Below are 25624 nucleotides of genomic sequence, written 5' to 3' on the forward strand. Positions count from 1 at the left end.
ACACCACGATGTACCCATTGCTCGAAACCATCAACAGCCCCGCAGACCTGCGCAGGCTGCCCCGCGCCCAGCTCAAGGCCCTGGCTGACGAGTTGCGAGCCTTCGTGCTCGACAGCGTTTCCAAGACTGGCGGGCATCTGAGCTCCAACCTTGGCACGGTGGAACTGACGGTGGCGCTGCACTATGTTTTCAACACGCCCGAGGATCGGCTGGTCTGGGATGTGGGCCACCAGACCTATCCGCACAAAATCCTCACGGGGCGGCGCGATCGCATGGGCAGCCTGCGCCAGTTCGGCGGTTTGTCGGGTTTTCCGCGCCGGGACGAAAGCCCGTACGACACCTTCGGCACCGCGCATTCCTCGACCTCGATTTCTGCCGCGCTGGGCATGGCGCTGGCGGCCCACCAGCAGGGGGAAGACCGCCATGCGGTCGCCATCATCGGTGACGGCGCGATGAGCGCAGGCATGGCCTTTGAAGCTCTGAACAACGCGGGCGTGCATGACGACTGCAAGTTGCTGGTGGTGCTCAACGACAACGACATGAGCATCAGCCCGCCCGTCGGGGCCCTGAACCGCTACCTGGCGCAATTGATGAGCGGCCGCTTTTATGCATCGGCTAAAAATGTCGGCAAGCAGGTGCTCAGGGTGGCGCCGCCGCTGCTTGAACTGGCCAAACGCCTGGAGGCGCATGCCAAGGGCATGGTGGTGCCCGCCACGCTGTTTGAAAATTTCGGATTCAATTACATCGGACCGATTGACGGCCATGATCTGGAGTCCCTGATTCCCACGCTGGAAAACATCAAGCACCTCAAGGGCCCGCAGTTTCTGCACGTCGTCACCAAGAAAGGCCAGGGGTACAAGCTGGCCGAAGCCGACCCGGTGGCCTACCACGGCCCCGGCAAGTTTGACCCGGCCATGGGTCTGCAAAAATCCAGCGCGCCTGCCAAGCGAACCTTCACCCAGGTGTTTGGCCAGTGGTTGTGCGACATGGCGGAGCAGGACAAGCGCCTGGTCGGCATTACGCCCGCCATGCGGGAGGGCTCGGGCATGGTCGAGTTTCACAAGCGCTTTCCGGGCCGCTACCACGACGTGGGCATTGCCGAGCAGCATGCGGTCACCTTTGCCGCCGGCATGGCCTGCGAAGGGCTCAAGCCCGTGGTGGCGATTTACTCGACCTTTTTGCAGCGCGGCTATGACCAGCTGATTCACGATGTGGCGCTGCAAAACCTGCCGGTGGTGTTTGCGCTTGACCGCGCCGGCCTGGTCGGCGCCGACGGCGCCACGCATGCGGGCGCCTACGACATTCCGTTTTTGCGCTGCATTCCCAACATGAGCGTGGCCTGCCCGGCCGATGAGAACGAGTGCCGCAAACTGCTGAGTTCGGCGTTTGAGCAGAACCATCCGGTGGCCGTGCGCTATCCGCGCGGTGCGGGCGCCGGCGTCGAGCCTGAGCCGGGCCTGCAGCCGCTGCCCTTTGGCAAGGGCGAGATTCGCCGCGAAGGTTCAGGCGTCGCGATCCTGGCGTTTGGCACGCTGCTGTACCCGGCTCTGCAGGCGGCCGAGAAGCTGGGTGTCACCGTGGTCAACATGCGATGGGCCAAACCGCTGGACACCGAATTGCTGCTCAAGGTGGCGGCCAGCCATGAGGCACTGGTCACGCTGGAAGAGGGCGCCATCATGGGCGGTGCCGGCAGTGCCGTGGGCGAAGCGCTGCAGGCCGCCGGCCTCGGCAAGCCGCTGTTGCAGCTGGGCCTGAAGGACGAATTCATCGAGCATGGCGACCCCGCCAAGCTGCTGGCGCTGCAAGGCCTGGACGCGGCCGGTATTGAGGCCGCCGTCATGGCGCGGTTTGGGTCTGTGCTGCAGCCTGAAAAGTCCGGCAAGCCTGCCAAGCCGGCACTCAAGTCGGTCGCCTGAGTTCTCACATCTCTTCACTGGTTGAATCTAGCGTCCAGTTTTCCGCAGGATGCCCTTCGATACCTCAGGGTGAACGGCGGAGAAGGCGAACGCGAGGTTTCTACATTCCAGCCGGGGCCGCGGAACCGGCTTCGCCGGGCCGCAGGCGCAGCGGCCCCCGTCGGGGGGCAGAGAGCTACGCGCAGCGAGCGAACGAGGGGGCCACGCCGACAGCTTCCCGTCAGGTCTTCAAGGGTAAACCCGCGGGGATGCAGAGCGCCCCATTTTTACAATTTCCGAGGTCTTAGCAAACTGCAGCGCTGGCCGATCTGGCCAGTGCGGATTTCAATTCACAACTCGGAGTTAAACCTGATGGATCGTCGTTCCCTCATCAAGCACGCAGGCATTGCGGGTGTTCTGGCCGCCGGCGTCGCGCCTGCCGTTCACGCCCAGGCTGCGGTTCGCTGGCGCCTCGCCTCCAGCTTCCCCAAGTCGCTGGACACCATTTACGGCGGTGCGGAAACTTTTGCCAGGCATGTCAAAGCCGTGTCCGGTGGCAAGTTTGAGATTTCCGTCCACGCTGCCGGTGAGTTGATGCCTGCTTTCGGTGTGGTCGATGGCGTGCAGCAGGGCTCGATTGAGGCAGCCCATACGGCGCCGTACTACTTCTTCGGCAAGGATGAAACCTTTGCCATTGGCGGTGCGATTCCCTTTGGCCTGAACAGCCGCCAGATGAGCGCCTGGACTTTCGAGGGCAACGGCCTGAAGCTGATGCGCGAGTTTTATGCCAGGTACAACATCATCAGCTTCCCTTGCGGCAACACCGGTGCCCAGATGGGTGGCTGGTACCGCAAGGAAATCAAGTCGCTGGCCGACATGAAGGGTCTGAAGTTCCGCGTGGGAGGTTTCGCCGGCAAAGTCATTGAACGCCTGGGCGGCGTGCCGCAGAACATTCCCGGCGGCGAGATTTACCAGGCGCTGGAAAAAGGCACCATCGACGCAGCCGAATGGATCGGCCCCTACGATGACCAGAAGCTGGGTTTCAACAAGGTGGCGCCGAACTACTACTACCCTGGCTGGTGGGAGGGCGGCTTGCAGCTCGACCTGTACATCAACCAGAAAGCGTATGACGCGCTGACGCCCGAGTTCAAGGCCATTGTGGAAGTTGCCAGTGCCGCAGCGCATGTGGACATGCAGGCCAAATACGACACCAAGAACCCGACGGCCCTCAAGCAGCTCGTGGGCGCTGGCGCCAAGCTCCGCCCCTTCCCGGGCGATGTCATGAACGCGGCCTTCAAGGAATCCATGAAGCTCTATGAAGAGCTGTCCGCCAAGAACGAGAACTGGCGCAAGGTGTATGCGGACTACGCCAAGTTCCGCGGCGACCAGAACCTGTGGTTCCGCTTCACCGAAGCAACGTTTGACCGTTTCATGCAGGGCCAGAAGATGTAGCACAGTGTCGCGCTTTGAGTCGTCGAAAAACCGCAGCAAGCTGCGGTTTTTTTATGAGCGTCTACGGGTAAAAACCGGGGTCCGATGATTTTTAAACTGACAAAATGTCGAGGCTTCGCCTGATCGTTACAAGTTGTCTTGCAATGTCTTGACCTCCTGAGCGCGGTTCTGGCGAATCAAGGTCTAGCAAAACATTACATAACGTTCTAGGAGAGACTTCATGGATCGTCGTTCCCTTATCAAAAATGCCGGTATTGCCGGTGTGCTGGCAGCCGGTGTCGCGCCCGCAGTGCACGCGCAGGCTGCCATTCGCTGGCGGCTGGCTTCGAGCTTCCCCAAAGCGCTGGACACTATTTTTGGCGCAGCCGACATCTTCGCCAAACAGGTCAAGGCCATGTCGGGCGGCAAGTTTGAAATCTCGGTGCATGCCGCTGGCGAATTGATGCCGGCTTTTGGCGTGGTCGATGGCGTACAGCAGGGCTCCATTGAATGCGCCCACACAGCGCCTTACTATTTCTTTGGCAAGGACGAAACCTTTGCGCTGGGCTGCGCCATTCCCTTCGGCCTGAACAGCCGCCAGATGACGGCCTGGATGTACGAGGGCAACGGCATGAAGCTGATGCGCGAGTTCTACGCCAAATTCAACATTATCAATTTCCCTGGTGGCAATACCGGCGCCCAGATGGGTGGCTGGTACCGCAAGGAAATCAAGTCGCTCAAGGACATCAAGGGCATGAAAATGCGCATCGGTGGCTTCGGCGGAAAAGTGCTTGAGCGCATTGGCGGCGTGCCCCAGAACATTCCTGGAGGCGAGATTTATGCCGCGCTGGAAAAAGGAACGATCGACGCCGCCGAATGGGTGGGTCCGTACGATGACCAGAAGCTGGGCTTCAACAAGGTGGCGCCCAACTATTACTACCCAGGCTGGTGGGAAGGTGGTCCCCAGTTGGACTTCTTCATCAACAACAAGGCATTTGAAGCACTGTCCCCGGAAAACAAGGCGATTGTGGAAGCAGCGGCAGCCCAGGCCCACTCTGACATGCAGGCCAAGTACGATGCCCGCAACCCTGTTGCGCTCAAGCAATTGGTGGGTGCTGGTACCAAGTTGCGCCCCTTCCCCAAGGATGTGCTGAACGCCGCTTTCAAGGAGTCCATGGCGCTGTACAGCGAGTTGTCGGCCAAGAACGAGAACTGGCGCAAGGTCTACGCTGACTTTTCGAAGTTCCGTGCCGAGCAGCACCTGTGGTTCCGTTTCACCGAGGGCACGTTTGACCGCTTCATGCAGGAACAAAAACTGTAATTGAAGACTCCGGCCTGAGACTCCGGCCCTTTTTAAAAAACCGCATTTCGATGCGGTTTTTTTATGGGAAATTTGTCTGCGGGCGGCGACCATTTCGCGTGGAAAAGATATGTTCAAATAGGTTTCCCGCTATCCGTGGAGTTGGAAAAAAGCGGGTCATGAATCCGCGTGATTTCTATCGGGTGAGGCGGAAATGAGGCAGAAAAAACTGTTTTATTGTTAGTTGACACATTCCCCAGGAGTACAAAATGGATCGTCGCTCACTCATCAAAAACGCTGGTATCGCCGGTGTGCTGGCAGCCGGCGCCGCACCCGCGGTGCACGCGCAGGCCGCCATTCGCTGGCGCCTGGCTTCGAGCTTCCCGAAGTCCCTGGACACGCTGTTCGGCGGCGCCGAGACCTTTGCCAAAGCCGTGCGCACCATGTCCGGCGGCAAGTTTGAAATCTCCACCCACGCCGCCGGCGAGCTGATGCCTGCTTTTGGCGTGGTGGATGGCGTGCAGCAGGGTTCGGTGGAAATGGCCCAAACCGCGCCTTATTACTTTTTCGGCAAGGACGAAACCTTCACGCTGGGTTGCGCGATTCCCTTTGGTCTGAACAGCCGCCAGCTCACAGCCTGGATGTACGAAGGCAACGGCCTGAAGCTGATGCGTGAGTTCTACGCCAAATACAACATCGTCAATTTCCCCGGCGGCAATACCGGCGCCCAGATGGGCGGCTGGTTCCGCAAGGAGGTCAAGAGTGTCAAGGACCTGAAGGGCCTGAAGTTCCGCATCGGCGGCTTCGCCGGCAAGGTCATGGAGCGCATGGGTGTGGTGCCGCAGAACATTCCGGGCGGTGAAATCTACACCTCGCTTGAAAAGGGCACCATTGACGCGGCCGAATGGGTCGGCCCCTACGATGACCAGAAGCTAGGCTTTGTGAAGGTCGCCCCGTTCTACTACTATCCCGGTTTCTGGGAAGGCTCTGCGCAACTGGATTTCTTCATCAACCAGAAGGCCTGGGACAGCCTGTCGGCCGAAAACAAGGGCATTGTCGAGGCCGCGTGCTCGCAGGCCCACGTTGACATCCAGGCCAAGTACGACGCCCGCAATCCGCTTGCGCTGAAACAGCTGGTCGCCAGTGGCGCCAAGTTGCGGCCCTTCCCGACCGATATGATGAACGAGGCGTTCAAGCATTCCATGGCGATCTACCAGGAAACCTCGGCCAAGAACGAGAGCTTCAAGAAGATTTACGCCGACCTGTCCAAGTTCCGTGCTGACCAGAACCTGTGGTTCCGCTTCACGGAAGGCACCTTCGACCGCTTCATGCAGGCGCAAAAGCTCTGAGGCTTTCCCGCTCGCCCTCCCGCAAGTCAAGGCCGCCTTCGGGCGGCTTTTTCATGGGCGGTTGCGGAATGCCTTGAGTTCTGCAATCAGGCGTTCGAACTGGGCAATCATCTGTGGGTCAGCGGCGTAGAACACCTCGAACTTGCCCATCAGGGTACGCACATACAGCCGCGGTGCGATCAGCCAGTCCAGGCCAGGCACCCGGATCAGTTTGCCGAAGGCCAGCTCGCGTAATTCCATCTTTTTGTTCCAGATCCACGTCTGCTGCAGCATCTGCCCGTCCAGCCGGGTGACGCTGCGCATGATGCACCACCAGGTGTAGAACATCATCGCCATCGCCGCCAGCACCCAGACAAGCATGGAGGCTGCGCCGCCGCTCACCTTGCCGCCCCACCACAGCTGCGCAAACCAGCCCGCGGTACCGAACACCACGGCGCTGGCCAACAGCTTGAACAGTCGGGAGAAGGCGGGACCCTCGATCGCGGGGGGGCCGGAGGGGGTGAAGCGAAAGGGCGGCGGCCCCAGCGCTTCAAGAGGTATGTCGTTCATTTCTTGTTGAACAGATCGTCGATCTTCTTCTGCTCGTCGTCGGCATTCTGCGTGTCGCGCTGTCCCTGCGTTTCGCCCGGATTGAGCTCGGCAGGCTTGTCATCGATGGCTTCAGCGGGCATCTCGATCTTCACCTTGTCGATGTCGATCTTTTCCTCTTTGTCGAGAAACACGGTGACGGTTTGCGGCACGAAAATCACAATCGTCACGAGCACCAGCTGCATCGCCACCCAGGGAATGGCGCCGAGGTAGATATCGCTGGACTTGATGGCCTGGGGGATGCGGCCTTCCTTGAACAGCGTGTCGGCAATCCCGCGCAGGTAAAACAGCGCAAAGCCGAACGGCGGGTGCATGAAGCTGGTCTGCATGTTCACGCACAGCAACACGCCAAACCAGATCAGGTCAATGCCCAGCTTGTCGGCCACCGGCCCCAGCATGGGCAGGATGATGAAGGCGATCTCGAAGAAGTCGAGGAAGAAGGCCAGGAAGAAAATAAAGAGGTTGACCGCGATCAGGAAGCCCGTCTGTCCGCCGGGCAGGCCGCTGAGCATGTGTTCCACCCATTTGGCGCCGTCCACTCCCTGAAACACCATGGAAAAGACGCGAGCGCCGATCAGGATAAACACCACCATGGCGGTCAGCCGCATGGTACCGACCATGGCCTCCCAGATCAGCGCGCGGGTCAGTCGCTTATGCATGGCCGCCAGGATCAGCGCACCCACCACGCCCATGGCGCCGGCTTCCGTAGGAGTAGCGATGGCGGTGTTGATTCCTGGCAGACCGCCCATGGAACCCAGCACGGCGAAAATGAGAATTGCAGAGGGGATGATGCCGCGCAGGCATTTGGCCCACAGGGGCCAGCCGTTCAGGGTACGGGCATCTTTGGGCACGCCTGGCACATGATGGGGTTTGAAGACACCCAGCATGAAGGTATAGCCGGCAAAAATCAGCACCTGCAGGATGGACGGGCCCCAAGCCCCTTTGTACATGTCGCCGACGGAGCGGCCGAGCTGGTCGGCCATGACAATCAGCACCAGCGAGGGCGGCACCAGCTGGGTGATGGTGCCGGAGGCGGCCAGCACACCGGTGGCATAACGCATGTTGTAGCCGTAGCGGATCATCACGGGCAGCGAGATCAACGCCATGGCAATCACCTGGCCGGCGACCGTGCCGGTGATGGCGCCCAGGATGAAGCCGACAATAATGACCGAGTAGCCCAGCCCGCCCTTGGCCGGGCCAAACAGCTGGCCCATGGAGTCAAGCATGTCTTCCGCCAGCCCGCACTTCTCCAGGATGGCGCCCATGAAGGTGAAGAAGGGAATGGCCAGCAGCAACTCGTTCGACAGGATGCCGAACATGTTGAGCGGCAGGTTGGACATGAAGCTGGCCGGGAACCAGCCCATCTGAATGGCCAGGAAGCCTGAACCCAGCCCAAGTGCGGCTAGCGAGAAGGCGACCGGGAAGCCGATCAGCATGATCAGCACGAGGCCCGCGAACATGATCGGGGCAAAATTTTCCATCTGCATTTGGTGGTCCTGAGAGTATTTTTTTTCTGGATGAACGATGGAGCGGGTTATTGAACCGGCCTTTCGTAGTGGGTGTCCATCTCGAACTTGCCCTGCAGGTAGCAGATGCGCTTGATGATTTCGGACAGGCCCTGGACAAACATCAGGCCGAAACCGAGCGGCAGCAGCAGCATGGCCGGCCAGCGGATCAGGCCACCGGCATTGGGCGACATCTCGCCCGACTGGTACATGCTCACAAACAGCGGCCAGCTCAGGTAGGACAACAGGCCCATGACGGGAAGCAGAAAGAAGATCAGGCCGAACAGGTCGACATAGACAGGCCCGTAACCCTTGAGCTTGCCGTAAATGATGTCAACCCGCACATGCTCATTGAGCTTGAGCACCACCGGCGCACCCAGCATGACCATGGTCGCGAACAGATACCACTGGATTTCGAGCCAGGCATTGGAGCTGATGTCCAGGCCATAACGCACGAAGGCGTTGCCTGCTGAAATCAGCGCGGCCAGTAGTACCGTCCAGGCGGCGATTTTGCCGAACCGGGTGGAAATCCAGTCATAGGCAAGGGCGAGTTTGAGTAATGCGGACACAGATTGTCTCCGGAAAGATTTTGTAAAAATGCCCATGCGCGGGCCGTCAAGGCCTGAATGGTACGCTGTCTGCGTCCCCCGGCACTGAACAAAGACTGACAAAAAAATTTCGGGTTTACCCTAGTTTTTTTGCGCTATCCGGCCCTTCATTCGGGCCTTTTTATTCCGGCGCAGCAGACCGGGCGTTAGTGTCAGTAGACGCTGAGGCCATGTCCTGTGGTGACCTCGCCAATCACGGCGGCCTCGCCAAAACCCTGGGCCTGAAAAATCGCCATGACCTCGGCTGCAGCATCCGGGCTGCAGGACACCAGCAGGCCGCCGGAGGTCTGTGGATCACTGAGCAGCGCCCGGTCCACTTCGGCAAATGAGGAGGGCAAGGTGATCTCCTTGCCATAACTGGCCCAGTTGCGCCCCGACGCGCCGGTGATGCAGCCCTGCGCCGCCAGTTCGCGCGCACCGGTGATCAGCGGGATGCGTGACCACTCCAGCCTGACCTGCAGGCCGGCGCCGCGCGCCAGTTCCAGCCCGTGGCCGGCCAGGCCGAAGCCCGTGATGTCGGTCAGCGCATGCACGCCTTCGAGTTGGGCCAGGGCAATGCCCGGCTTGTTGAGCTGGGTGGTCAGGGCGATCATGCGGGCATAGCCCTCTGCGGGCAGGACTTCCTTCTTGAGCGCGGCCGACAGGATGCCGATGCCCAGGGGTTTGCCCAGCACCAGCACATCGCCGGCGCGGGCGCCCGAGTTTTTCTTGACGCGTGAAGGATGAACCAGGCCCATCACGACGAGGCCGTAGATCGGTTCCACCGAATCAATGGTGTGGCCGCCCGCAATCGGAATGCCGGCATCGCGGCAGACATCCTGCCCGCCGCGCAGGATGGCGCCAATGGTTTCCAGCGGCAGCACGTTGATGGGCATGCCCACCAGTCCCAGCGCCATGATGGGCGTGCCACCCATGGCATACACGTCGCTGATCGCGTTGGTGGCGGCGATGCGGCCGAAGTCGTAGGGGTCGTCCACGATGGGCATGAAAAAATCGGTGGTCGCAATCAGCGCCTGTTCGTCATTGAGCTGGTAAACGGCGGCGTCGTCAGCGGTTTCAATGCCGACCAGCAACTGCGGTGGGATCGGCAGATTGCTGGAATTTTTGAGAATCTCGCTCAGCACGCCCGGGGCAATCTTGCAGCCACAGCCGCCGCCGTGCGACAGGCTGGTTAATCGGGGCGCGGCGGGCGGTGTCACAGTCGAAATGGAGTCGGGCGCATTCATGATGAGTCTTTCAGGCAGGCTGGCTGGCGGGTCGGGGTATGCGGGGGCTACCCCAGGGCAGAAGTCACCAAGTTTATGACAAGGCGTTTTTCTTCCCGGGGGTCAAACAGATACGCGCGCTGGCCGCATTGCTTTTGCAGCAGCGCCAGGAAATCCGGCTCCAGCGCACAGCGCCGCACCAGCACGGCAAGCTGCGCGGCGTCCCCCAGCGTAAAGTAGCCCGCATAGTCCGGCCCCAGCATGCCTACATTGCCGCTGATGCGCGATGCCAGCACCGGCGTGCCCGACTGGACGGCTTCCAGGATGACGTGGGCGCCGCCTTCCATCCGGGAGCAGTTCACCAGCACATGCGCCCGCTTGATGTGCTGACGCGTTTGCGCGCGCGGCAGGCCACCCAGCCAGCGGTAGCGTAGCGTGCGCTGCGCGGTCGCACGTGCCGCCTCATCAAAATGGGGATCCAGCGCCAGGCCGATCTGGTCAAAATGGATGCCCGGCGGGAAGTCCTGGCAGGCGGCCTCCATGAAGGTCAGCGGATCTTTTTCGTCGCGCAAATGACCGACCATCACAGCACGAAAGCTGCGGCTGGATTTGACGGCGGGCCGTAGCGCCGGGGCTGACTGGTACACCACCTGCGCCTTGCCGCGCCACTCAGCGGGCAGCGCGGCCAGCCCGGCTTCCTGCAACACCACCAGGCGGGAGGCCAGGGCCAGCGACTGCTGGGCATCGGCATCGGTATGGATGTCGCGGTAGAGGTCGGTGCCGGTCAGTACCACGATGAGCGGCTTGTCAGGGTGCGCCCTGGCCCAGGCGTGAATGGATGGCGCCGAGCGGCGGGCGTGCAGCGCCAGCATGGCCTGCGGCGCGCGCCGGGGTGCCGGCTCTTGCGGCGGGGCAGGCCACCGCGAGGTCAGTGCGATGTCACAATGACCAGATAGAAATTGGGCCCAGCGGTGCGCGGTATGCCAGTTGCCGTTGTTGGCATCGGCCGTCGCCGGGCTTACGAGGACTATTGTTTTGGCTTCAGATTCCATACCCAACCCGTCATCCGGTTCGCCGGAAATTCACCCGCCATGGCCACCTCAGACCTGATCGATTCTTCCCAGATGCGCAGTGCCGGGCGGGAACTCCTGTCGCTGGCGCTGATGGATGCGCGCAATCATACGCTGCACCTCTTTGCCCAATACCAGAAGGCCCTGGAGGGCGTCAACTTCGTCGTGCCGCAGCTCGCCACGATCAATCCGCCCCTGTGGGAGTTGGGCCATGTGGGCTGGTTTCAGGAGTGGTGGATCGGCCGCAACATGCAGCGTGCGCTGGGCACGCGCTGTGAGCCCGCCCACCCCCGGCTGGCGTCCATCGAGCCGAACGCGGACCGCTGGTGGGACTCCACCCATGTGCCGGACGACACACGCTGGACGCTGGATGTGCCTGACATGGGCGGCTGCCGTGCCTATTTGCTGGACACGCTGGAAAGCACGCTGGATCTGCTCGACAAGGCTGCAGAGGAAGACCAGGCCCTGTACTTCTACCGGCTGTGTCTTTTCCATGAGGACATGCACGGCGAAGCTTTCGCCTACACCGCCCAGACGCTGGGCCTGCCGCTGGAGAAGCCCTTGCAGGAGGCATTGACCCCGGCACCGATGATGGTGCGCGAACCGTTGCTGATTCCGGCGACCGTCTGGCAAATGGGCAGCGCCGCCGGTGCCGAGGGCAATGGCTTTGCCTTTGACAACGAGAAGGCCGTCCACCCCATCAGCGTGCCCGAGTTTGAAATTGACGCGCAACCCGTCACCTGGGCGCAGTTTGTCGAGTTTGTGGACGATGGCGGCTATGACCGCGAGGAACTCTGGCAGGCCGACGGCTGGCAGTGGCTGCAACGCCAGGCGGCGGGTGAGGGCCGCCGCGGCCCGCGCTACGTGGACCAGATCGGCGTGGCCAGCGGCGCCGTCATGCAGACCCGCTTTGGCCACCCCATGCGTATGCTCGGCAACCAGCCGGCCATGCACATGACGTGGTGGGAGGCCGACGCCTGGTGCCGCTGGGCCGGGCGCCGCCTGCCGGCCGAAGTCGAGTGGGAAGTTGCCGCCCACTCGGCGGCGCGGCGCGGCTTTCGCTGGGGTGATGTGTGGGAGTGGATGGGCACGACCTTTCGCCCCTACCCGGGTTTTGTGCCCGATCCTTACCGTGAATATTCGGAGCCCTGGTTTGGCAGCCACAAGGTGCTGCGTGGTGCCTCCGTGGCCACCCGTGCGCGCATGAAAAGCCCGAAATACCGGAACTTCTACCCGCCCGAGCGCGATGACATCTTTTGTGGATTCCGATCCTGCTCGCTATAAAAACAATAGCCCTTGCCCAATAATTGATTGGGTCAGGGCTCTTTTTTATTGTTTTTTTCCTTGCGGTAGTTCCACCACGGCAAGGTGGCGCGCAGGGACAGCACCTTGCCGCTCTGGGCGTCCTTGCCGCTGTAGCCTGGCAGCTTTTCCAGGCTAGTCTGCCACTCGGGGCTTTGCAGCTCCTTCAGCAAGGCCTGCACCTGCGGCTCGGGCAGCGCCGACTTCAGGCACACCAGGTGGTAGCGCTCCTGGGTCAGGGGTACAAAGCCCAGCCCCTGCTCGCGTGCCGCCGCTTCAATGCCCAGCCCCGCATCTGCGGCACCGCTGGCCACCGCCTGTGCCACGGCCGCATGCGAGGGTTCCTGGCTCGGGTAGCCGTGGATATCCGTCGGACCCATGCCGGCCTGCGCCAGCAATTCGTCCAGCAGCACCCGCGTGCCGGTGCCCTCGGCGCGGTTGACATAGCGCAGGCCAGCCCGTTTCAAATCCGCCAGGCCCGTGATGCCCATAGGGTTGTTTCTGGCCACGATCAGGCCTTGTGTGCGGTGGGCAAAGCCGATCAGTTTGTGCAGGCCGGGCTTGAGCAGGCCGCGATAGGCGTGCGCCGCCACGGACTTGCTGCCAGGTTGGTCCAGGGCGTGAAAGCCGGCCATCATGCAGCGCCCGGCGTTCAGTGCGGCAATCGCATCCACACTGCCCATGAAGCGGATGTCCAGGTGCAGGCCGCGGGGAGCCGCCTGCTCGCGCAGGGCCGACAGCGCCGCGTCGTGGCTGGCATAGAGCGTCAGCACGTGGGCATTGTCGTCAAAGGCAGTTGAGAAGGCGCGTTCAATGTCGCCCCGCAGGGCTTCAATCTGCGGTGCGAGACGGGCCTGGGCCTGGCGCTCAGCCCACAGCAGTTTTTCGCCAAACTCCGTCAGCCTTGCATGCTGGCCTTTGTCCCAGACGATGAGCGTGCGGCCCAGCTTCTGCTCCCAGTTCTTCAGCGCGCCCCAGACATGGCGGTAAGACAGGTCCAGCGCCCTGGAGGCGCCGGAAATGGAACCTTCTTCCTGCACCGCATGGAGCATGTCCATCAGCGGGTTGCGGATCAGGGCATTTTTGCTCCGCTCGGTGGACAGCAGGTAGGAGAGTTCGACTTTGTGCATGGCGGGCGGTTTGCTGTGCTGATTATGCGGGCAAGGTCCCGAAGAAATCGGCGGGCCGGGCCACGCCTTCAGTGGTGCATGCGCATGGCGTCCTATGCAAACCCATTCATAACTGGTGAATCCCGATGCGGCTTCAGGCCTTCGCTCCTACGATAGAGTCTCCGCAGAACATTTGGCATGAACACCTTTTCCAGCAGCGCCTCCACGGCTTTTGCGCTCATCACCTCCCTCGATCCCACACTGGCCGGCATTGTCCTGCGGTCGCTGGCCGTAAGCGCCTGTGCCTGTGTCATCGCCTGCAGCAGCGGCCTGCTGCTCGGTGCGTGGCTCGGCGTGTCGCGCTTCAGGGGCCGTGCCGCGGTGCTGGCTGTGCTCAATACCGCCCTGGCCTTGCCGTCCGTGGTGGTCGGGCTGGTCGTCTACCTGCTGCTGTCGCGCACCGGGCCGCTGGGCTTTCTGGGCTGGCTGTTTTCCTTCAAGGCCATGGTGCTGGCGCAGGCCGTGCTGGTACTGCCGGTCGTCACGGCGCTGGTGCGCCAGACCATTGAAGACGCCGACCGCAGCCATGGCGAGCAATTTCAGTCGCTCGGTGCGCGCCGCTTCATGCGCAGCCTGATCCTGCTGTGGGATGAGCGCTACGCCTTGCTGACGGTGCTGATTGCCGCCTTTGGCCGCGCCATTTCAGAGGTGGGGGCGGTGATGGTGGTGGGCGGCAACATTGACGGCTTCACCCGCGTGATGACCACCTCGATAGCGCTGGAAACCAGCAAGGGCGACCTGCCACTGGCGCTGGCGCTGGGCATTTTGCTGCTGGCGGTGGTGCTGCTGCTCAACATTCTGATTGCGCTGGTGCGGCGTTGGCGTGAGCAGCTCGATGACCACCTGCCTGATGTGGCACCGGTCCCGGCCTCTGTCCTGGCAGCACAGAGCGCGCAAGGTGCGCAGCCATGAAGCCGCTGTTCAATTTGCATGCGGTCGGTGTGCAGTTCGGAAAGGTCCGTGCGCTCACCGCCTGCACCCTGCGCGTCGAGGCGGGGGAGCGGCTGGCGCTGGTGGGCTCCAACGGCAGCGGCAAAAGCACGCTGCTGCGCACGCTGCACGGCCTTGTGCGGCCCCAGTCGGGCGGGTTTTGGCACGATGCGCAGGCGCGCCAGGCCATGCTGTTTCAGCGCCCCTACATGCTGCGCGCCAGCGTCCTGAACAACGTGGCCCTGGGCCTGTGGCTGAATGGTCTGCCCTGGAAGCTGGCCCGCGATCAGGCACTGCAGGCACTCGGGCGGGTAGGGCTGGCAGACCTGGCCGGCCGCAATGCCAAGGCCCTGTCTGGCGGGCAGCAGCAGCGCGTGGCCCTGGCACGGGCCTGGGCCTTGAAGCCGCAGGTTCTGCTGCTGGATGAGCCCACGGCCAGCCTGGACCCGACGGCCAAGCGCGAGGTGGAGCACCTGATGGCCGAATTCGCAGATGCCGGGATGACGCTGATTTTCAGCAGCCACAACCTGGGCCAGGTCAAGCGCCTGGCCAGCCGCGTGATTTACCTGGAGCACGGGCGCCTGGTGGCGGATCTGCCGACGCCTGATTTTTTCAAGGGCCCCCTTCCTGCGGCGGCTGAGCATTTTTTAAAGGGAGAACTTGCATGAGTGGTTTGAGCATGGCGACGCGGGCTGTCAGGTCCACCAGAATGTTGAAGGCTGTGGTCGGCCTTGTCTGGGTTCTGGCGGCTGGCGCTTCAATGGGGCAGACGCCCTCCATCGTGATGGCGTCCACCACTTCCACCGAGCAGTCAGGACTGTTCGTCCACCTGATGCCCGCGTTCAAAAAGGCCACGGGCATGGATGTCAAGGTGGTGGCGGTCGGTACCGGCCAGGCCATCGACATGGGCCGCCGCGGTGATGCCGATGTGCTGTTTGTGCATGACCAGGTGGCCGAAGAAAAAGTGGTGGCCGAAGGCTTTGCCATCCAGCGCTTCGCGGTGATGTACAACGACTTCGTCCTGGTCGGTCCGGCGTCCGACCCGGCTGGCGTCAAGGGCAGGGACATTGCCCTGGCCCTGAAAAAAATCCAGGCAGCCAACGCCAACTTCGTCTCGCGCGGCGACAAGAGCGGCACCCATGCGGCCGAACTGCGCTACTGGAAGACCGCTGGTATCGAGACCCCGTCCGGAGCACCGGGCTTCGCCAACTACAAGGCCTGTGGCTGTGGCATGGGGCCAGCCCTCAATATTGCGGCCAATACCCCGGGTGGCGGCGCCTATGTGCTGGCCGATCGCGGCACCTGGCTGTCCTTCAAGAACCGGGCCGACCTTGCCGTGCTGGTCGAGGGCGACACACGCCTTTTCAACCAGTATGGCGTGATGGTGGTCAACCCGGCCAAACACCCGCACACCAAGGTGGCGCAAGCGCAGAAGTTTGTGGACTGGATTGTTTCGCCTGCGGGGCAAGCGGTCATTGCCAGCTACAAAATCAATGGCGAGCAGCTGTTTTTTCCCAACGCCGGGAAATAACGCCGAGGGGCGGACTGCCAGTCCCTGAAGGCCGTTTCCGTAGGCGGCGAGTGGGTGGCTCGTGCCCTGCGGGGGCTCTCTCCTGATTTGATGAACGAGCCCGGTTGTATCTTTCGGGCGAATCAGCCCCTACTTATAATCTGACCGTGTCCTGCCGTCCCTCCGCCCGCCCGCTGCTGTCTGTGTGGGTACGCCTTGCCGCTTTTTTAAGCTTCGTGGCCGTACTGTCGGCGCTGCTGGCACCGGTGTCCATGCTGGCCGAAGAAGTGCGCGTCGGCAAGCTGGGTGGCATTTGCACGGTTGCCACGGCATCAACTGCTGGCCAGCCGGCTTCCGGCGGTGATGGCGAGCACCAGGCGGGTTCGGGTTCGCATTGCGACTGGTGCGGCAGCTCTGGTGTCATGGCTGCGCAATGGCCCGTCCCGGCGCATTTCCCCTCGCTCGATCACAGCGTTTCTGCTGTTGCCTTTGCCGCGGTCTTTCCGGCTTCCGCCTTGGGGCTGCCGTTTAGTCGCGGCCCGCCTCCCGTCATCTGAACCCAAGCTTTTTCTTGTTGAATTTGAAGATGCCGCTCGCCTGAACGGCATCGTGTGTTCTTTTGGCGGAGTGATTCATGAAACATTGCTGTATTAATTTCGCGGCTGCCTGCGCCTTGCTGGCGGGTGGTGGCACCGCTTTTGCCCACGTGAGCCTGCAGGACCGGACGACGACGGTGCTCAGCACCTACAAAGCTGTCGTTCGCGTGCCGCACGGCTGTGAGGGTTCGGCCACCAAGCTGATCAGGGTCGCCCTGCCGGCCGGTTTTCAGGGCGTCAAACCCATGCCCAAGCCGGGCTGGAACCTGTCCACCACCCAGGGCAAACTGGCCGCGCCTTATGACGATGGCCATGGCGGCATGGTCACCGAAGGCGTGACCGAAGTGACGTGGGCCGCAGCCTCCAAAGACAGCATGCTGCCCGATGCCCACTACGACGAGTTCGTCTTCAGGAGCCGGGTGCCCAAGGAGGCCGGGCCGGTGTGGTTCAGGATTTTTCAGGGCTGTGAAAAAGGCAGCACCCACTGGGCGGAACTACCCGCCAGCGGCACATCTGACCGGGGGCTGAAACACCCGGCGGCCCTGCTTGAAATCCTGCCCGCCAAATGAGCGCCTTTGATCTTTTGTCTCCAGTCCTGAAAGGTCATACCATGAAGCCCATCCATTCTTTTCGCTGGCACCGTGTCGGCTTTCGTCCCCTGATGCTGATCGGTGCCCTGCTGATGTCCGTTTCGAGCCAGGCCTGTGACTCCGACGAGATGATTGCGCAGATGAGAGGTGCGTGCACTGAGATGATTGCCGGCTACCAGAAGGCGCTGGGCAAGCAGTTGGCCTCGCCGTCGGCTCTGAGCGCCATTGCCCAGGCCCGTACGCATTGCCAGGCGCTGGAGTTTGACAAGGCGGGGCTCAAGCTGGCGCTTGCCGCACGGCCTGCCAAGGCGGTGAATTGATCCATCCCGGTTGCTCGCGGGCCGCATCGCAAAAGGGTGAATACCCGTTTTTTAGAAAGAATCCTGTGAAACTGAACGTATTGATCACCGCAGCCATCGCTGCCCTTTCTGCTTTCTGCGTGGCCGGAACTTCGGCCTACGCGCAGACCATTGAAGTCAGGGAGGCCTGGATACGCACCACGGTGCAGGGGCAAAAAGGCACCGGCGCCTTCATGAAAATCACCGCCAAAGAAGGCGCCAAACTGGTGGGCGGCTCGACGCCGGTGGCGGGCGGGGCGGATGTGCATGAAATGAAAATGGACGGCAACATCATGAGGATGCGCGCCGTGCCGGCGCTAGACCTGCCTGCCGGAAAGACGGTCGAGCTCAAACCAGGGGGTTATCACTTCATGCTGACGGACCTCAAGCAGCCCCTGGTGAAGGGCAGCACCGTACCCCTGACGCTGGTGTTCAAGAATGCCCAAGGCGTTGAAAGCAAAGTCGAACTCAAGGTGCCCGTCGGTACCGAGGCACCGGGTGCCAGTGCTGCGGCGGCCAAGGCTGCGGATAAAGCGCATAGCGGTCACGGCGAACACAAGCACTGAACGGCTTGGCATCAGCCGGAGGGCAGGCCTGCCGGCAATATTCGGTGTCCGATTTCGGCCGCTGCAATAGGCGGAAGGCAGCTTTCCGCTCAATCCGCTTTCCCGGACGCCTGTCAACGGCTTGCGCGACGACGCTAAGCCGGCGGTGAGCCCACGATGGGGTCCGTACTTCGCAGCTCACCTGACAAGGCGAGTCGGCGCGCGATACCCACGATGATTTGGGCGGCCGCCTTGGCCGCCGGCGCCGTTGGGCTGTCGGCGCGCGTGTAGAGGCCCACATCCAGGGGCACCAGTGGCTTCGCCATCGGCAGCTCGACCAGCCGTCCGGCCGCCATGCATGAACGCAGCAGTGCGGGAGGCAACAGGCCCACCATGTCGCTTGCAGCGATGAGGTCAAGCGCAACGGAGTGAGACCCGCAATGCACAGCCGGCACTGGGGCGGGCAAGCCCTCCGCTAGAAACGACTGCCTGATGAGGTCGCCGGGAAGTCCCGGTGCGGCCATTGACAGCCACGCGCACTGCACGAGCTCGTTCAGGCTGCGCGCGCTGGCCAGCGGATGGCCCGGACGGACGACCACTCGCATCTGAATCTCGAACAAGGGCCGAAAGCGCAGGCCGGCATCGAGATGCGAGCGCGCGTGATGCGCCACCGCCATGTCCAGCGCCGCTTCGCGCACCAAAGGCGGCAAGGTCCCCGGGCTCAACTCGAGCAGGCGGATTCTGGTGTTCGGGCGCTGCTGCCGCAAGGCCGTCACGAATTCCGGCAGCAGCAGGCTCGCAGCCGACGGCGAGACACCCACCGTTACGAGGCCGCCGCCATCGTCGCTGCTGCGCCTGGCTTCGTCGGCACCCATGCGCAACTCCGCCTCGGCCACACGCGCGCGCGCAAGGAACGCGCTGCCCGCAGCGGTGAGCGAAGCGCCGCGAACGCTGCGCTGCATCAGCTGCACGCCCAGCTCCTCCTCGAGTTGCTGCAAGGCGCGGGTGAGCGCAGGTTGGGACACGCCGAGCCGGCGCGCTGCGCCACGGATGCTACCGGCGTCGACGACGGCGATGAATTGTTCGATTCTTTGAAGGCGCATGGCATTCCCCAGGGTGATGCACGGTCGGCATCGACATGCCGCATCATGCATCTTCCCCCAACTCGGCCGATGTGCGCAAATCGGGCTCATCGAATGCATCACCAACCGGGGAGATCACATGCAAGTTGACCCACGTTCCAACCCAAATTCGCGACGCGAGTTTCTTCGCGCAGGCTCGGCCACAGTCGCCGCCTTGCTGATCCTGGGCGCCGGCGAAAGCGCCCGTGCGCAGCCAGCGATCGAGACGTTGCATATTCTCAGCGGCTCTGCCGCAGGGAGCACACCCGACATTGTGGCGCGCCACGTCGCCGAGCAGTTGAGCGGCCGCTACGCCAAAACCGCCATCGTCGACAACCGTCCCGGCGCCGCAGGGCGGATCGCCATGAACGCCTTGAAGCTGGCCCCCACGGACGGGTCGACCGTCTGCCTGGCAGCCGGTTCGATCGCCACGGTCAATCCCCACATTTACGCCAATCTGGGGTACGACCCGGCGGTCGATCTGCAGCCGGTTTCGCTGGCGGCCGAGATGCCCTTGGCGTTGGCCGTCGGCCCCGCGGTGCCCGACAGCGTGGTCAACGTGCGCGACTTCATCGAATGGATGCGGCGCAACCCGACGCTTGCCAACGTCGGATCGCCGGGCGTGGGAAGCTTGCCGCACCTTCTCGAGGCCGTTCTCTTTCGTCAGGCCGATGTGGCTTGGCGGCATGTCGGCTATTCGGGCGGTGCGCCCACCGTGGTCGCCCTGCTGGGGGGACAGATTGCGGCGCTGGTCCTGCCCGAGGCGGTCTTGGGCCAGCACCGGGCGGCCGGAAAGTTGCGTGTCCTGGCCACGTCGGGGGCGCAGCGCAGCCGCTACATGCCCGACGTACCCAACCTCGTCGAGCAGGGGTATCGCGAGCTGGTGGTGAGCGAGTGGTTCGCGTTCTTCATGGCCGCCCGAGTGCCGGCGGCCATGATCGACGCCACCTCGCAAGCGATCCGCCTGGCCATAGCGCGGCCGGAACTGGCGGGCGCCTTCGCGGAGTTGGGCATGGTCGCGGCGTCGAGCACACCGGCAGAGCTGGCGGCTCGCATCGCGGCGGAACGACGCTATTGGGAGCCGATCATCCGCGCCACCGGCATTCGGGCCGAGTGATCTGGAGCGACCGTGGCACATGACGCTACCGATCCGGCGACCACGCTCCACCGCCTGGTGACCGGCTATCAGGTGTCGCAAGCGATTCACGTCGCGGCAACGCTTGGCATCGCCGACCTGCTCGCCGATGCGAGCCACACCGGTGACGAGCTGGCTGCGCTCACCAACACCCATCCACCCACGCTGTACCGTCTGCTGCGCGCACTGGCGAGCGTCGAAGTCTTGCATGAGCTCGACGGTCGGCGCTTCGAGCTGACACCGCTCGGTGAGCCACTGCGCTCGGGCGTTCCGGGCTCGATGGTCGACCTGGCCGCTTACATGGGCCGTCCCTACCGCCTGCAGGCATGGGGCGGGCTGCTGCACAGCGTTCGCACCGGCGAGAACGCCTTCCGGCATATATATGGCACCGACGTGTGGACGTACCGCTCGACCCGTCCGGACGAAAGTGCCATCTTCGACCGCGCGATGACCTCGCTCTCGCGCGGCGCCACTGCCGCGCTGCTCGCCGCGGTCGACTTCGGGGGATTTCGCACGGTCGTTGACGTCGGTGGCGGCAACGGCGCCCTGCTCGCGGCAATCCTGGCCGCGCACTCCCATGTCCAGGGCGTGTTGTTTGACCAGCCGCACGTGGTGTCAGGCGCCACCACGTTGCTCGAGCACGCCGGCGTTGCCGATCGCTGCCGGACGGTCGGCGGCAGCTTCTTCGAATCGGTCCCGGAGCATGCCGATGCCTACGTGCTTCGCGCCGTCATCCACGATTGGGACGACGACGCGTCCATTCGCATTCTCACGGCGGTCAGGCACGCCTTGGCGGACAACGGCCGGGTGCTGATCGTTGAGTACATGATCGCGCCTCCGAACGAAGGGCGCGAAGCTAAGTTCTCCGACCTGAACATGCTCGTCGGCCCGGGCGGCCGAGAGCGAACGCGCGAAGAGTTCGTCGCGCTTCTCGAAGCGTCTGGTCTGCGGTTGGCGCGCGTGATTGCGGCCGGAAGCCAATCCGTTGCTGAAGCCGTGCGCGCGTGAACTGTTCAAGCGAGCTGTTCAGGCGCGCCCTCGCGTGAGCCGGCGAGTGAGAAGGCGCGAGCGATCACTGCTCAGTTCGTCACGATTTCTCCGACGAAGACTTGTGCAGCAAGCGAGTCGGCAAGCCAGCGTTTATCGCGCATGGTAATGCTCGGCCTTCGAGTGTCCGTTTGGCCGCATTGACTTCCCCGCTGCACAGGGCCGCTGTGGGCCCAAAGCCCCGGCAGAATACAGCCAACAGCTGCCGGTCAAACGTGTGCCGCCGAATGCCTGCAACCCTTAACGATTTAAGCCGTTCAGCGCGAATCTCTGCATGCCAGAGGTCCGTTTTCCCGCCGTTTCCTATACCACCGTCCTTATACACGCCTCCGTCGACAGGCGCATTGAAATCCTGCGCCAGGCGCATTGAAATCCTGCGCCAGGCGCAGCGGCTCCATCACACAGTCCGGCGCGAAGCCGGGTCAACTACCAGGAGACTTGGCAGGCGATTGATGCGCTGACCAATCTGGCCGCATGGTTCTGATCGAGTGGGCTGAAAATTGCTATTGAATTGATAGCTTCTAGCGCGATATCGCCGAGGGCTAACGGGGTTTTTTGTTTCCAAGTTTGCGGTACACCGTTGCACGGCTGATGCCCAACTCACGCGCGGCTTTCATGACATTGCCTTTGGCGTCATCCACGGCCTTGCGGATCAGGCTGATCTCCACTTCCCTGAGTGGCATGCGCTCATCGGCTGCTTTGCCCGTGCGCGCCGTGGGCGGGCTGGTTTGCCCCGGGGCGAGCGCAAGGGCGTGCAGGCGCAGGCCTGACCACAAAGGCACCTCCAGCGGTTCGGCATCGCCAAACTTGTTGCGCCGCGCGGCATCAAACAGCATGTCGCAGGGTAGGGCCAGCAGCTCGCTGACATGCACTGGCACCGGGCTGGGCGCCATGAGCTGCGGCACCATTTGCCGGGCCGCATGGTTGACACCCGTCACCCAGCCATCGGCGTCGAGGCAGATCAGCCCGTCGGCGTCGTCGCCCAGTGTGCGGCCCGGCCAGTTCAGCCGGATCATCAGGCGATGCGCAAGGCTCAGGGTGAGCGCGTTTTCAATGCTGCGTGCAGATTGGGTGACCAGGTGCTTGAGCTCCGGCCGCTCGGCCGCTTCGATGCCTGTCAGGTCCAGCATGCCGACGCAGCGGCCATCAGGGCCAAACAGCGGCGCGCCAGCGCAGCTATACACCGAGGTCATGTTGAAAAAGTGCTCACCGCGGTGCAGCCAGACCGGCTGCAGCTCCGTCAGCGCCGCGCTGATCGCCGTGGTGCCGACCCGCTGCTCTGAAAGGTCCGTCCCTATGCGCGTGATCAGGTCGGCTCGCCGGTCACGCCGGTCGACAGGGCCGTTCACATCGACCACCACGCCGTGCTGGTTGGCGAGTATGGCAAAGTAACGGGTGTCGGCAATGGCGCGGCCCAGCGCCTCAAGCACCGGCCGCGCTGCCTGCACCAGCACACGGTTGGACTCCAGGGTACGCCGCAGCGCCGGGGCTGCAACCATGTCAAACGAGGGCTCGTGCTCCGGCCGGTAGCCGTTGCCCAGGCAGCGCAGCCAGGAGCGCTCTATCCAGCTCTCGATGGGCAGGGCCGTGCCGGCGGGTGGTCGGCCACCGTAAAGAATTGCCTGGCGTGCCTGGCTGATGTGCGCCAGGCGATCCTGCCCGGCAGGTGCCAGGCCGGAATGGGGGGAGCTCATGGAAGCCATGCGGCATTGTGGCCAATTTGGCAGGTTTGCGCGAGATGGCGACTTTGGTTGACTGCCGCCGTGTGGCAAGGTCTGGTCGGATGCGCGCGGCGCGTCCATGCCGAGGGCGCCGGTTTGGCAATAAAAATGCCATGACAAAATGCCATGACCTAAACGTCAACGGGCATTGTTTGCTATAAAAAACATAGCTGTTTTGAGGCCCGCCGCTGTCATGAGCAGCGAACCCAGCACATGCAGCACGGCCGTGAACACGGCCAGGCCGTAGCGCGCGTCCATCAGGTAGATGACGACCTCTGCCGAGAATGCGGAAAACGTCGTGAGGCCGCCCAGGAATCCCGTCACCAGCCCCAGGCGCCAGACCGGATCCAGCTGGGGCATGGACTCGAAAATGGCGATGCAGGCGCCGATCAGGTAACCGCCAACCAGGTTGGCGGCCAGCGTTCCCCAGGGGATCAGCCCGCCGGGCGTCAGCCATAAAGCCAGGCCCCAGCGGGACAGCGCGCCTAGTGAGGCACCGATACAGATGGCAACGACAGTCAGCATGGTGGTGGTCAAGGGTTGGTTTGGCGGGAAAATACAGGCATGACTTTAACCGCAGCGGTGATGACGGGCGCAGCCCGGCCCCAACCTCCAACCGGCGATGCAGGATTTCTGGGCATCCTGATGCTGGACACCCGGTTTCCACGGCCACCCGGCGACATCGGTCATCCGGATACCTTTGACGTCCCGACCCGCCGGCACGTGGTGCCGGGCGCATGGCCCGCCAAAGTGGTTCAGTCGGCCAGGAGTCTGCGGGCCGCACGGCTGCTGCCTGCTTTCCTCGGTGCGGCGCAGGCCCTGCAGCGTGACGGCGCACTGGCCATCGCGACCAGTTGCGGGTTCCTGGTGCTGCTGCAGCGCGAACTCCAGGCGGCCGTGCAGGTCCCGGTGGTCACGTCCAGCCTGCTCCAGTTGCCCGGGCTGCTGGCTGGCCAGCCTCACGTGGGCGTGCTCACCATCAGCGCCAGCCAGTTGGGCGCCGAGCACCTGCTGGCGGCCGGTGTGCCGCCTGAACGGCTGGGCGATGTGATCGTTCAGGGGGTGGACCCTGCGGGTGAATTTGCCACGGCCATTTTGGGTAATCGCGAGACCATGGATAGCCGGCAGGCCGGTGCCGATGTGGTCGCTGCCGCCGTGGCGCTGAAGCGGCGTGCGCCGTCGCTGCAAGCCATGGTGCTGGAGTGCACCAACATGCCGCCCTACCGACAGGCGATTGAGGCGGCGACGGGCCTTAAAACCTGGGCGCTGACCGATGACCCGCGGCTCACCCGGCCCTGGCGATGAAAAGCCACTTGCCGGTACTCAGGTGTCAGCCGTCTTGGCTATCAGCATTTTTGCGATTACATCTTGCCGGGCAGCCAGGTCGCTATCTGCGGGAAAAACCACAGCAGCAGTACCATGCCGCACATCAGGAAGAAGAATGGCAGCGTGACCCGCGCAATGTAGGTGATTTCCTTTTTGGTCATGCCTTGCAATACAAACAGGTTGAATCCGACGGGCGGGGTAATTTGCGCCATCTCCACCACGATGACGATGAAAATGCCGAACCAGATGAGGTCCAGGCCCGCCGTCTGCACCGTGGGCAGGATGACGCCCATGGTGAGCACCACCATCGAAATGCCGTCCAGAAAACAGCCCAGAATGATGTAAAACAAGCTCAGGGCGAGAATCAGCAGGAAAGGGCTCAGGCCCAGGCCGGATACAAACTCGGCCAGGTGGCGCGGCAGGCCGATGTAGCCCATGCTCAGCGTCAGGAACGCGGCACCCGCCAGAATCAGCGCAATCATGCAATACAGGCGTGTGGCGCCCAGCAGCGACTCTTTGAAGGTGGTCCACGTCATTGCGCGTTGCGCCAGCGATACCAGCAGTGACCCGACCACACCAATGGCCGCCGCCTCTGTCGCCGTGGCGATACCTGTGTAGATGGAGCCGAGCACAGCGCTGATGAGCAGCACCACGGGAATCAGGTGGCGCGATTCGTAGACCTTCTGGCTGAAGCTCATGGCCGCGTCGGGCGGCGGGATTTTGCCCTTGTTCATCAGCGCCCAGACGATTAGGTAGCCAGAGAACAGCGATGCGAGCAACAGGCCGGGGAAAACGCCTGCGATAAAGAGTTTGGCAATCGATACATCGGCGCTGACGCCGTAAACGATCATGATGATGGAGGGCGGGATCAACAGGCCCAGCGTACCGGCCCCGGCCAGCGAGCCGATGGTGATGTCTTCGGGGTAGCCGCGTTTGGCGAGTTCCGGCAATGTCATCTTGCCTATGGTGGCGCAGGTGGCGGCTGAGGAGCCCGACACCGCGGCAAAAATGGTGCAACCGATCACGTTGGTGTGCAGCAGGCCGCCCGGCAGGCGGCTGACCCACGGCGCCAGGCCTTTAAACATGCTTTCACTGAGCTTGGTGCGAAACAGGATTTCTCCCATCCACACGAAAAGCGGCAGGGCCGTCAGTGTCCAGCTCGATGAAGAGCCCCAGATGGTCACGGCCATGGCATCGCCGGCGGCGCGTGAGGAAAAAAGCTGCATGCCGATCCAGGCGACGCCCGACAGGGTGAGGCCGATCCAGACGCCCGAGCCCAATATGAGGAACAGCGAAAGAATCAGTAAAGAGGTGATGGCAAGTTCAGACATGGGATTTGTTCT

The 25624-nt window shown here is 62.9% G+C and carries 25 protein-coding genes; 15 read left to right on the plus strand and 10 right to left on the minus strand.

What is annotated here, in order from left to right:
* The first annotated feature begins 8 nt into the window (after positions 1–8).
* From dxs to BPRO_RS08715, 4 genes are all read left to right on the plus strand, one after another.
* Positions 9–1916, plus strand: a complete 1908-nt coding sequence (gene dxs / locus BPRO_RS08700) for a 1-deoxy-D-xylulose-5-phosphate synthase (protein WP_011482682.1) — start codon at positions 9–11, stop codon at positions 1914–1916.
* A 351-nt stretch (positions 1917–2267) separates the two neighbouring features.
* The gene (locus tag BPRO_RS08705) at positions 2268–3347 is read left to right on the plus strand and encodes a TRAP transporter substrate-binding protein (protein ID WP_011482683.1); all 1080 of its coding nucleotides are present in this window, start codon (positions 2268–2270) and stop codon (positions 3345–3347) included.
* A gap of 220 nt (positions 3348–3567) precedes the next feature.
* On the plus strand, positions 3568–4647 hold the full coding sequence (locus tag BPRO_RS08710) for a TRAP transporter substrate-binding protein (protein WP_011482684.1): 1080 nt from the start codon (positions 3568–3570) through the stop codon (positions 4645–4647).
* A gap of 248 nt (positions 4648–4895) precedes the next feature.
* Positions 4896–5975, plus strand: a complete 1080-nt coding sequence (locus BPRO_RS08715) for a TRAP transporter substrate-binding protein (protein ID WP_011482685.1) — start codon at positions 4896–4898, stop codon at positions 5973–5975.
* A gap of 51 nt (positions 5976–6026) precedes the next feature.
* Here BPRO_RS08715 and BPRO_RS08720 read toward each other — a convergent pair whose 3' ends face one another.
* From BPRO_RS08720 to senB, 5 genes are all read right to left on the minus strand, one after another.
* The gene (locus BPRO_RS08720; RefSeq protein ID WP_011482686.1) at positions 6027–6524 is read right to left on the minus strand and encodes a hypothetical protein; all 498 of its coding nucleotides are present in this window, start codon (positions 6522–6524) and stop codon (positions 6027–6029) included.
* The gene (locus BPRO_RS08725) at positions 6521–8050 is read right to left on the minus strand and encodes a TRAP transporter large permease (protein WP_011482687.1); all 1530 of its coding nucleotides are present in this window, start codon (positions 8048–8050) and stop codon (positions 6521–6523) included. Before BPRO_RS08725 ends, BPRO_RS08720 begins: the two co-directional genes overlap by 4 nt.
* 47 nt (positions 8051–8097) lie before the next feature.
* Positions 8098–8637, minus strand: coding sequence for a TRAP transporter small permease subunit (locus BPRO_RS08730; RefSeq protein WP_041388607.1), 540 nt, complete (start codon positions 8635–8637; stop codon positions 8098–8100).
* Between the two features lie 191 nt (positions 8638–8828).
* Positions 8829–9902, minus strand: a complete 1074-nt coding sequence (gene selD / locus BPRO_RS08735; protein WP_011482689.1) for a selenide, water dikinase SelD — start codon at positions 9900–9902, stop codon at positions 8829–8831.
* A 47-nt stretch (positions 9903–9949) separates the two neighbouring features.
* Positions 9950–10933: a selenoneine biosynthesis selenosugar synthase SenB gene (gene senB, locus BPRO_RS08740; RefSeq protein WP_011482690.1), complete on the minus strand. Its 984-nt coding sequence runs from the start codon at positions 10931–10933 to the stop codon at positions 9950–9952.
* A 39-nt stretch (positions 10934–10972) separates the two neighbouring features.
* Here senB and senA point away from each other — a divergent pair, with 39 nt between their 5' ends.
* A complete protein-coding gene (gene senA, locus BPRO_RS08745; RefSeq protein ID WP_011482691.1) occupies positions 10973–12235 on the plus strand; it encodes a selenoneine synthase SenA in 1263 nt (420 codons plus the stop codon).
* A gap of 32 nt (positions 12236–12267) precedes the next feature.
* Here senA and BPRO_RS08750 read toward each other — a convergent pair whose 3' ends face one another.
* Complete coding sequence (locus BPRO_RS08750) at positions 12268–13383, minus strand: substrate-binding domain-containing protein (protein WP_011482692.1); 1116 nt, start codon at positions 13381–13383, stop codon at positions 12268–12270.
* A 177-nt stretch (positions 13384–13560) separates the two neighbouring features.
* On the opposite strand from BPRO_RS08750, the gene BPRO_RS08755 reads away from it, so the two are divergent.
* From BPRO_RS08755 to BPRO_RS08785, 7 genes are all read left to right on the plus strand, one after another.
* The gene (locus BPRO_RS08755) at positions 13561–14334 is read left to right on the plus strand and encodes an ABC transporter permease (protein ID WP_011482693.1); all 774 of its coding nucleotides are present in this window, start codon (positions 13561–13563) and stop codon (positions 14332–14334) included.
* Entirely contained in the window at positions 14331–15020 is a 690-nt protein-coding gene (locus BPRO_RS08760) for an ABC transporter ATP-binding protein (RefSeq protein ID WP_011482694.1), read from the plus strand. Before BPRO_RS08755 ends, BPRO_RS08760 begins: the two co-directional genes overlap by 4 nt.
* 41 nt (positions 15021–15061) lie before the next feature.
* On the plus strand, positions 15062–15883 hold the full coding sequence (locus BPRO_RS08765) for an extracellular solute-binding protein (protein WP_049764088.1): 822 nt from the start codon (positions 15062–15064) through the stop codon (positions 15881–15883).
* A gap of 146 nt (positions 15884–16029) precedes the next feature.
* Positions 16030–16419, plus strand: coding sequence for a DUF2946 family protein (locus tag BPRO_RS08770; protein ID WP_157045761.1), 390 nt, complete (start codon positions 16030–16032; stop codon positions 16417–16419).
* A 77-nt stretch (positions 16420–16496) separates the two neighbouring features.
* Positions 16497–17027, plus strand: a complete 531-nt coding sequence (locus BPRO_RS08775; RefSeq protein WP_011482697.1) for a YcnI family copper-binding membrane protein — start codon at positions 16497–16499, stop codon at positions 17025–17027.
* Positions 17028–17068: 41 nt separating this feature from the next.
* Positions 17069–17368, plus strand: a complete 300-nt coding sequence (locus BPRO_RS08780) for a hypothetical protein (protein WP_011482698.1) — start codon at positions 17069–17071, stop codon at positions 17366–17368.
* A 65-nt stretch (positions 17369–17433) separates the two neighbouring features.
* On the plus strand, positions 17434–17952 hold the full coding sequence (locus tag BPRO_RS08785; RefSeq protein ID WP_041388616.1) for a copper chaperone PCu(A)C: 519 nt from the start codon (positions 17434–17436) through the stop codon (positions 17950–17952).
* Between the two features lie 134 nt (positions 17953–18086).
* Here the strand turns inward: BPRO_RS08785 and BPRO_RS08790 are convergent, their stop codons facing one another.
* The gene (locus BPRO_RS08790; protein ID WP_011482700.1) at positions 18087–19034 is read right to left on the minus strand and encodes a LysR family transcriptional regulator; all 948 of its coding nucleotides are present in this window, start codon (positions 19032–19034) and stop codon (positions 18087–18089) included.
* Between the two features lie 118 nt (positions 19035–19152).
* Between BPRO_RS08790 and BPRO_RS08795 the strand changes: the two genes are divergently transcribed.
* Together BPRO_RS08795 and BPRO_RS08800 are read left to right on the plus strand one after the other, a co-directional pair.
* Entirely contained in the window at positions 19153–20169 is a 1017-nt protein-coding gene (locus BPRO_RS08795) for a Bug family tripartite tricarboxylate transporter substrate binding protein (RefSeq protein ID WP_011482701.1), read from the plus strand.
* Positions 20170–20181: 12 nt separating this feature from the next.
* On the plus strand, positions 20182–21195 hold the full coding sequence (locus BPRO_RS08800; protein ID WP_011482702.1) for a methyltransferase: 1014 nt from the start codon (positions 20182–20184) through the stop codon (positions 21193–21195).
* A 581-nt stretch (positions 21196–21776) separates the two neighbouring features.
* Here the strand turns inward: BPRO_RS08800 and BPRO_RS08805 are convergent.
* Both BPRO_RS08805 and crcB read right to left on the minus strand, forming a co-directional pair.
* Positions 21777–22937 carry a sigma-54-dependent Fis family transcriptional regulator gene (locus tag BPRO_RS08805; RefSeq protein WP_011482704.1) on the minus strand — a complete coding sequence of 387 codons (1161 nt, stop codon included), beginning with the start codon at positions 22935–22937 and terminating at the stop codon, positions 21777–21779.
* A gap of 156 nt (positions 22938–23093) precedes the next feature.
* On the minus strand, positions 23094–23480 hold the full coding sequence (crcB, locus tag BPRO_RS08810; protein ID WP_011482705.1) for a fluoride efflux transporter CrcB: 387 nt from the start codon (positions 23478–23480) through the stop codon (positions 23094–23096).
* 39 nt (positions 23481–23519) lie between these two features.
* Between crcB and BPRO_RS08815 the strand changes: the two genes are divergently transcribed.
* Complete coding sequence (locus BPRO_RS08815) at positions 23520–24260, plus strand: aspartate/glutamate racemase family protein (RefSeq protein WP_011482706.1); 741 nt, start codon at positions 23520–23522, stop codon at positions 24258–24260.
* Between the two features lie 56 nt (positions 24261–24316).
* Here the strand turns inward: BPRO_RS08815 and BPRO_RS08820 are convergent, their stop codons facing one another.
* Complete coding sequence (locus tag BPRO_RS08820) at positions 24317–25612, minus strand: TRAP transporter large permease (RefSeq protein WP_011482707.1); 1296 nt, start codon at positions 25610–25612, stop codon at positions 24317–24319.
* Positions 25613–25624: the final 12 nt, after the last annotated feature.

The sequence above is a fragment of the Polaromonas sp. JS666 genome (assembly GCF_000013865.1).
Lineage (GTDB): Bacteria > Pseudomonadota > Gammaproteobacteria > Burkholderiales > Burkholderiaceae_C > Polaromonas.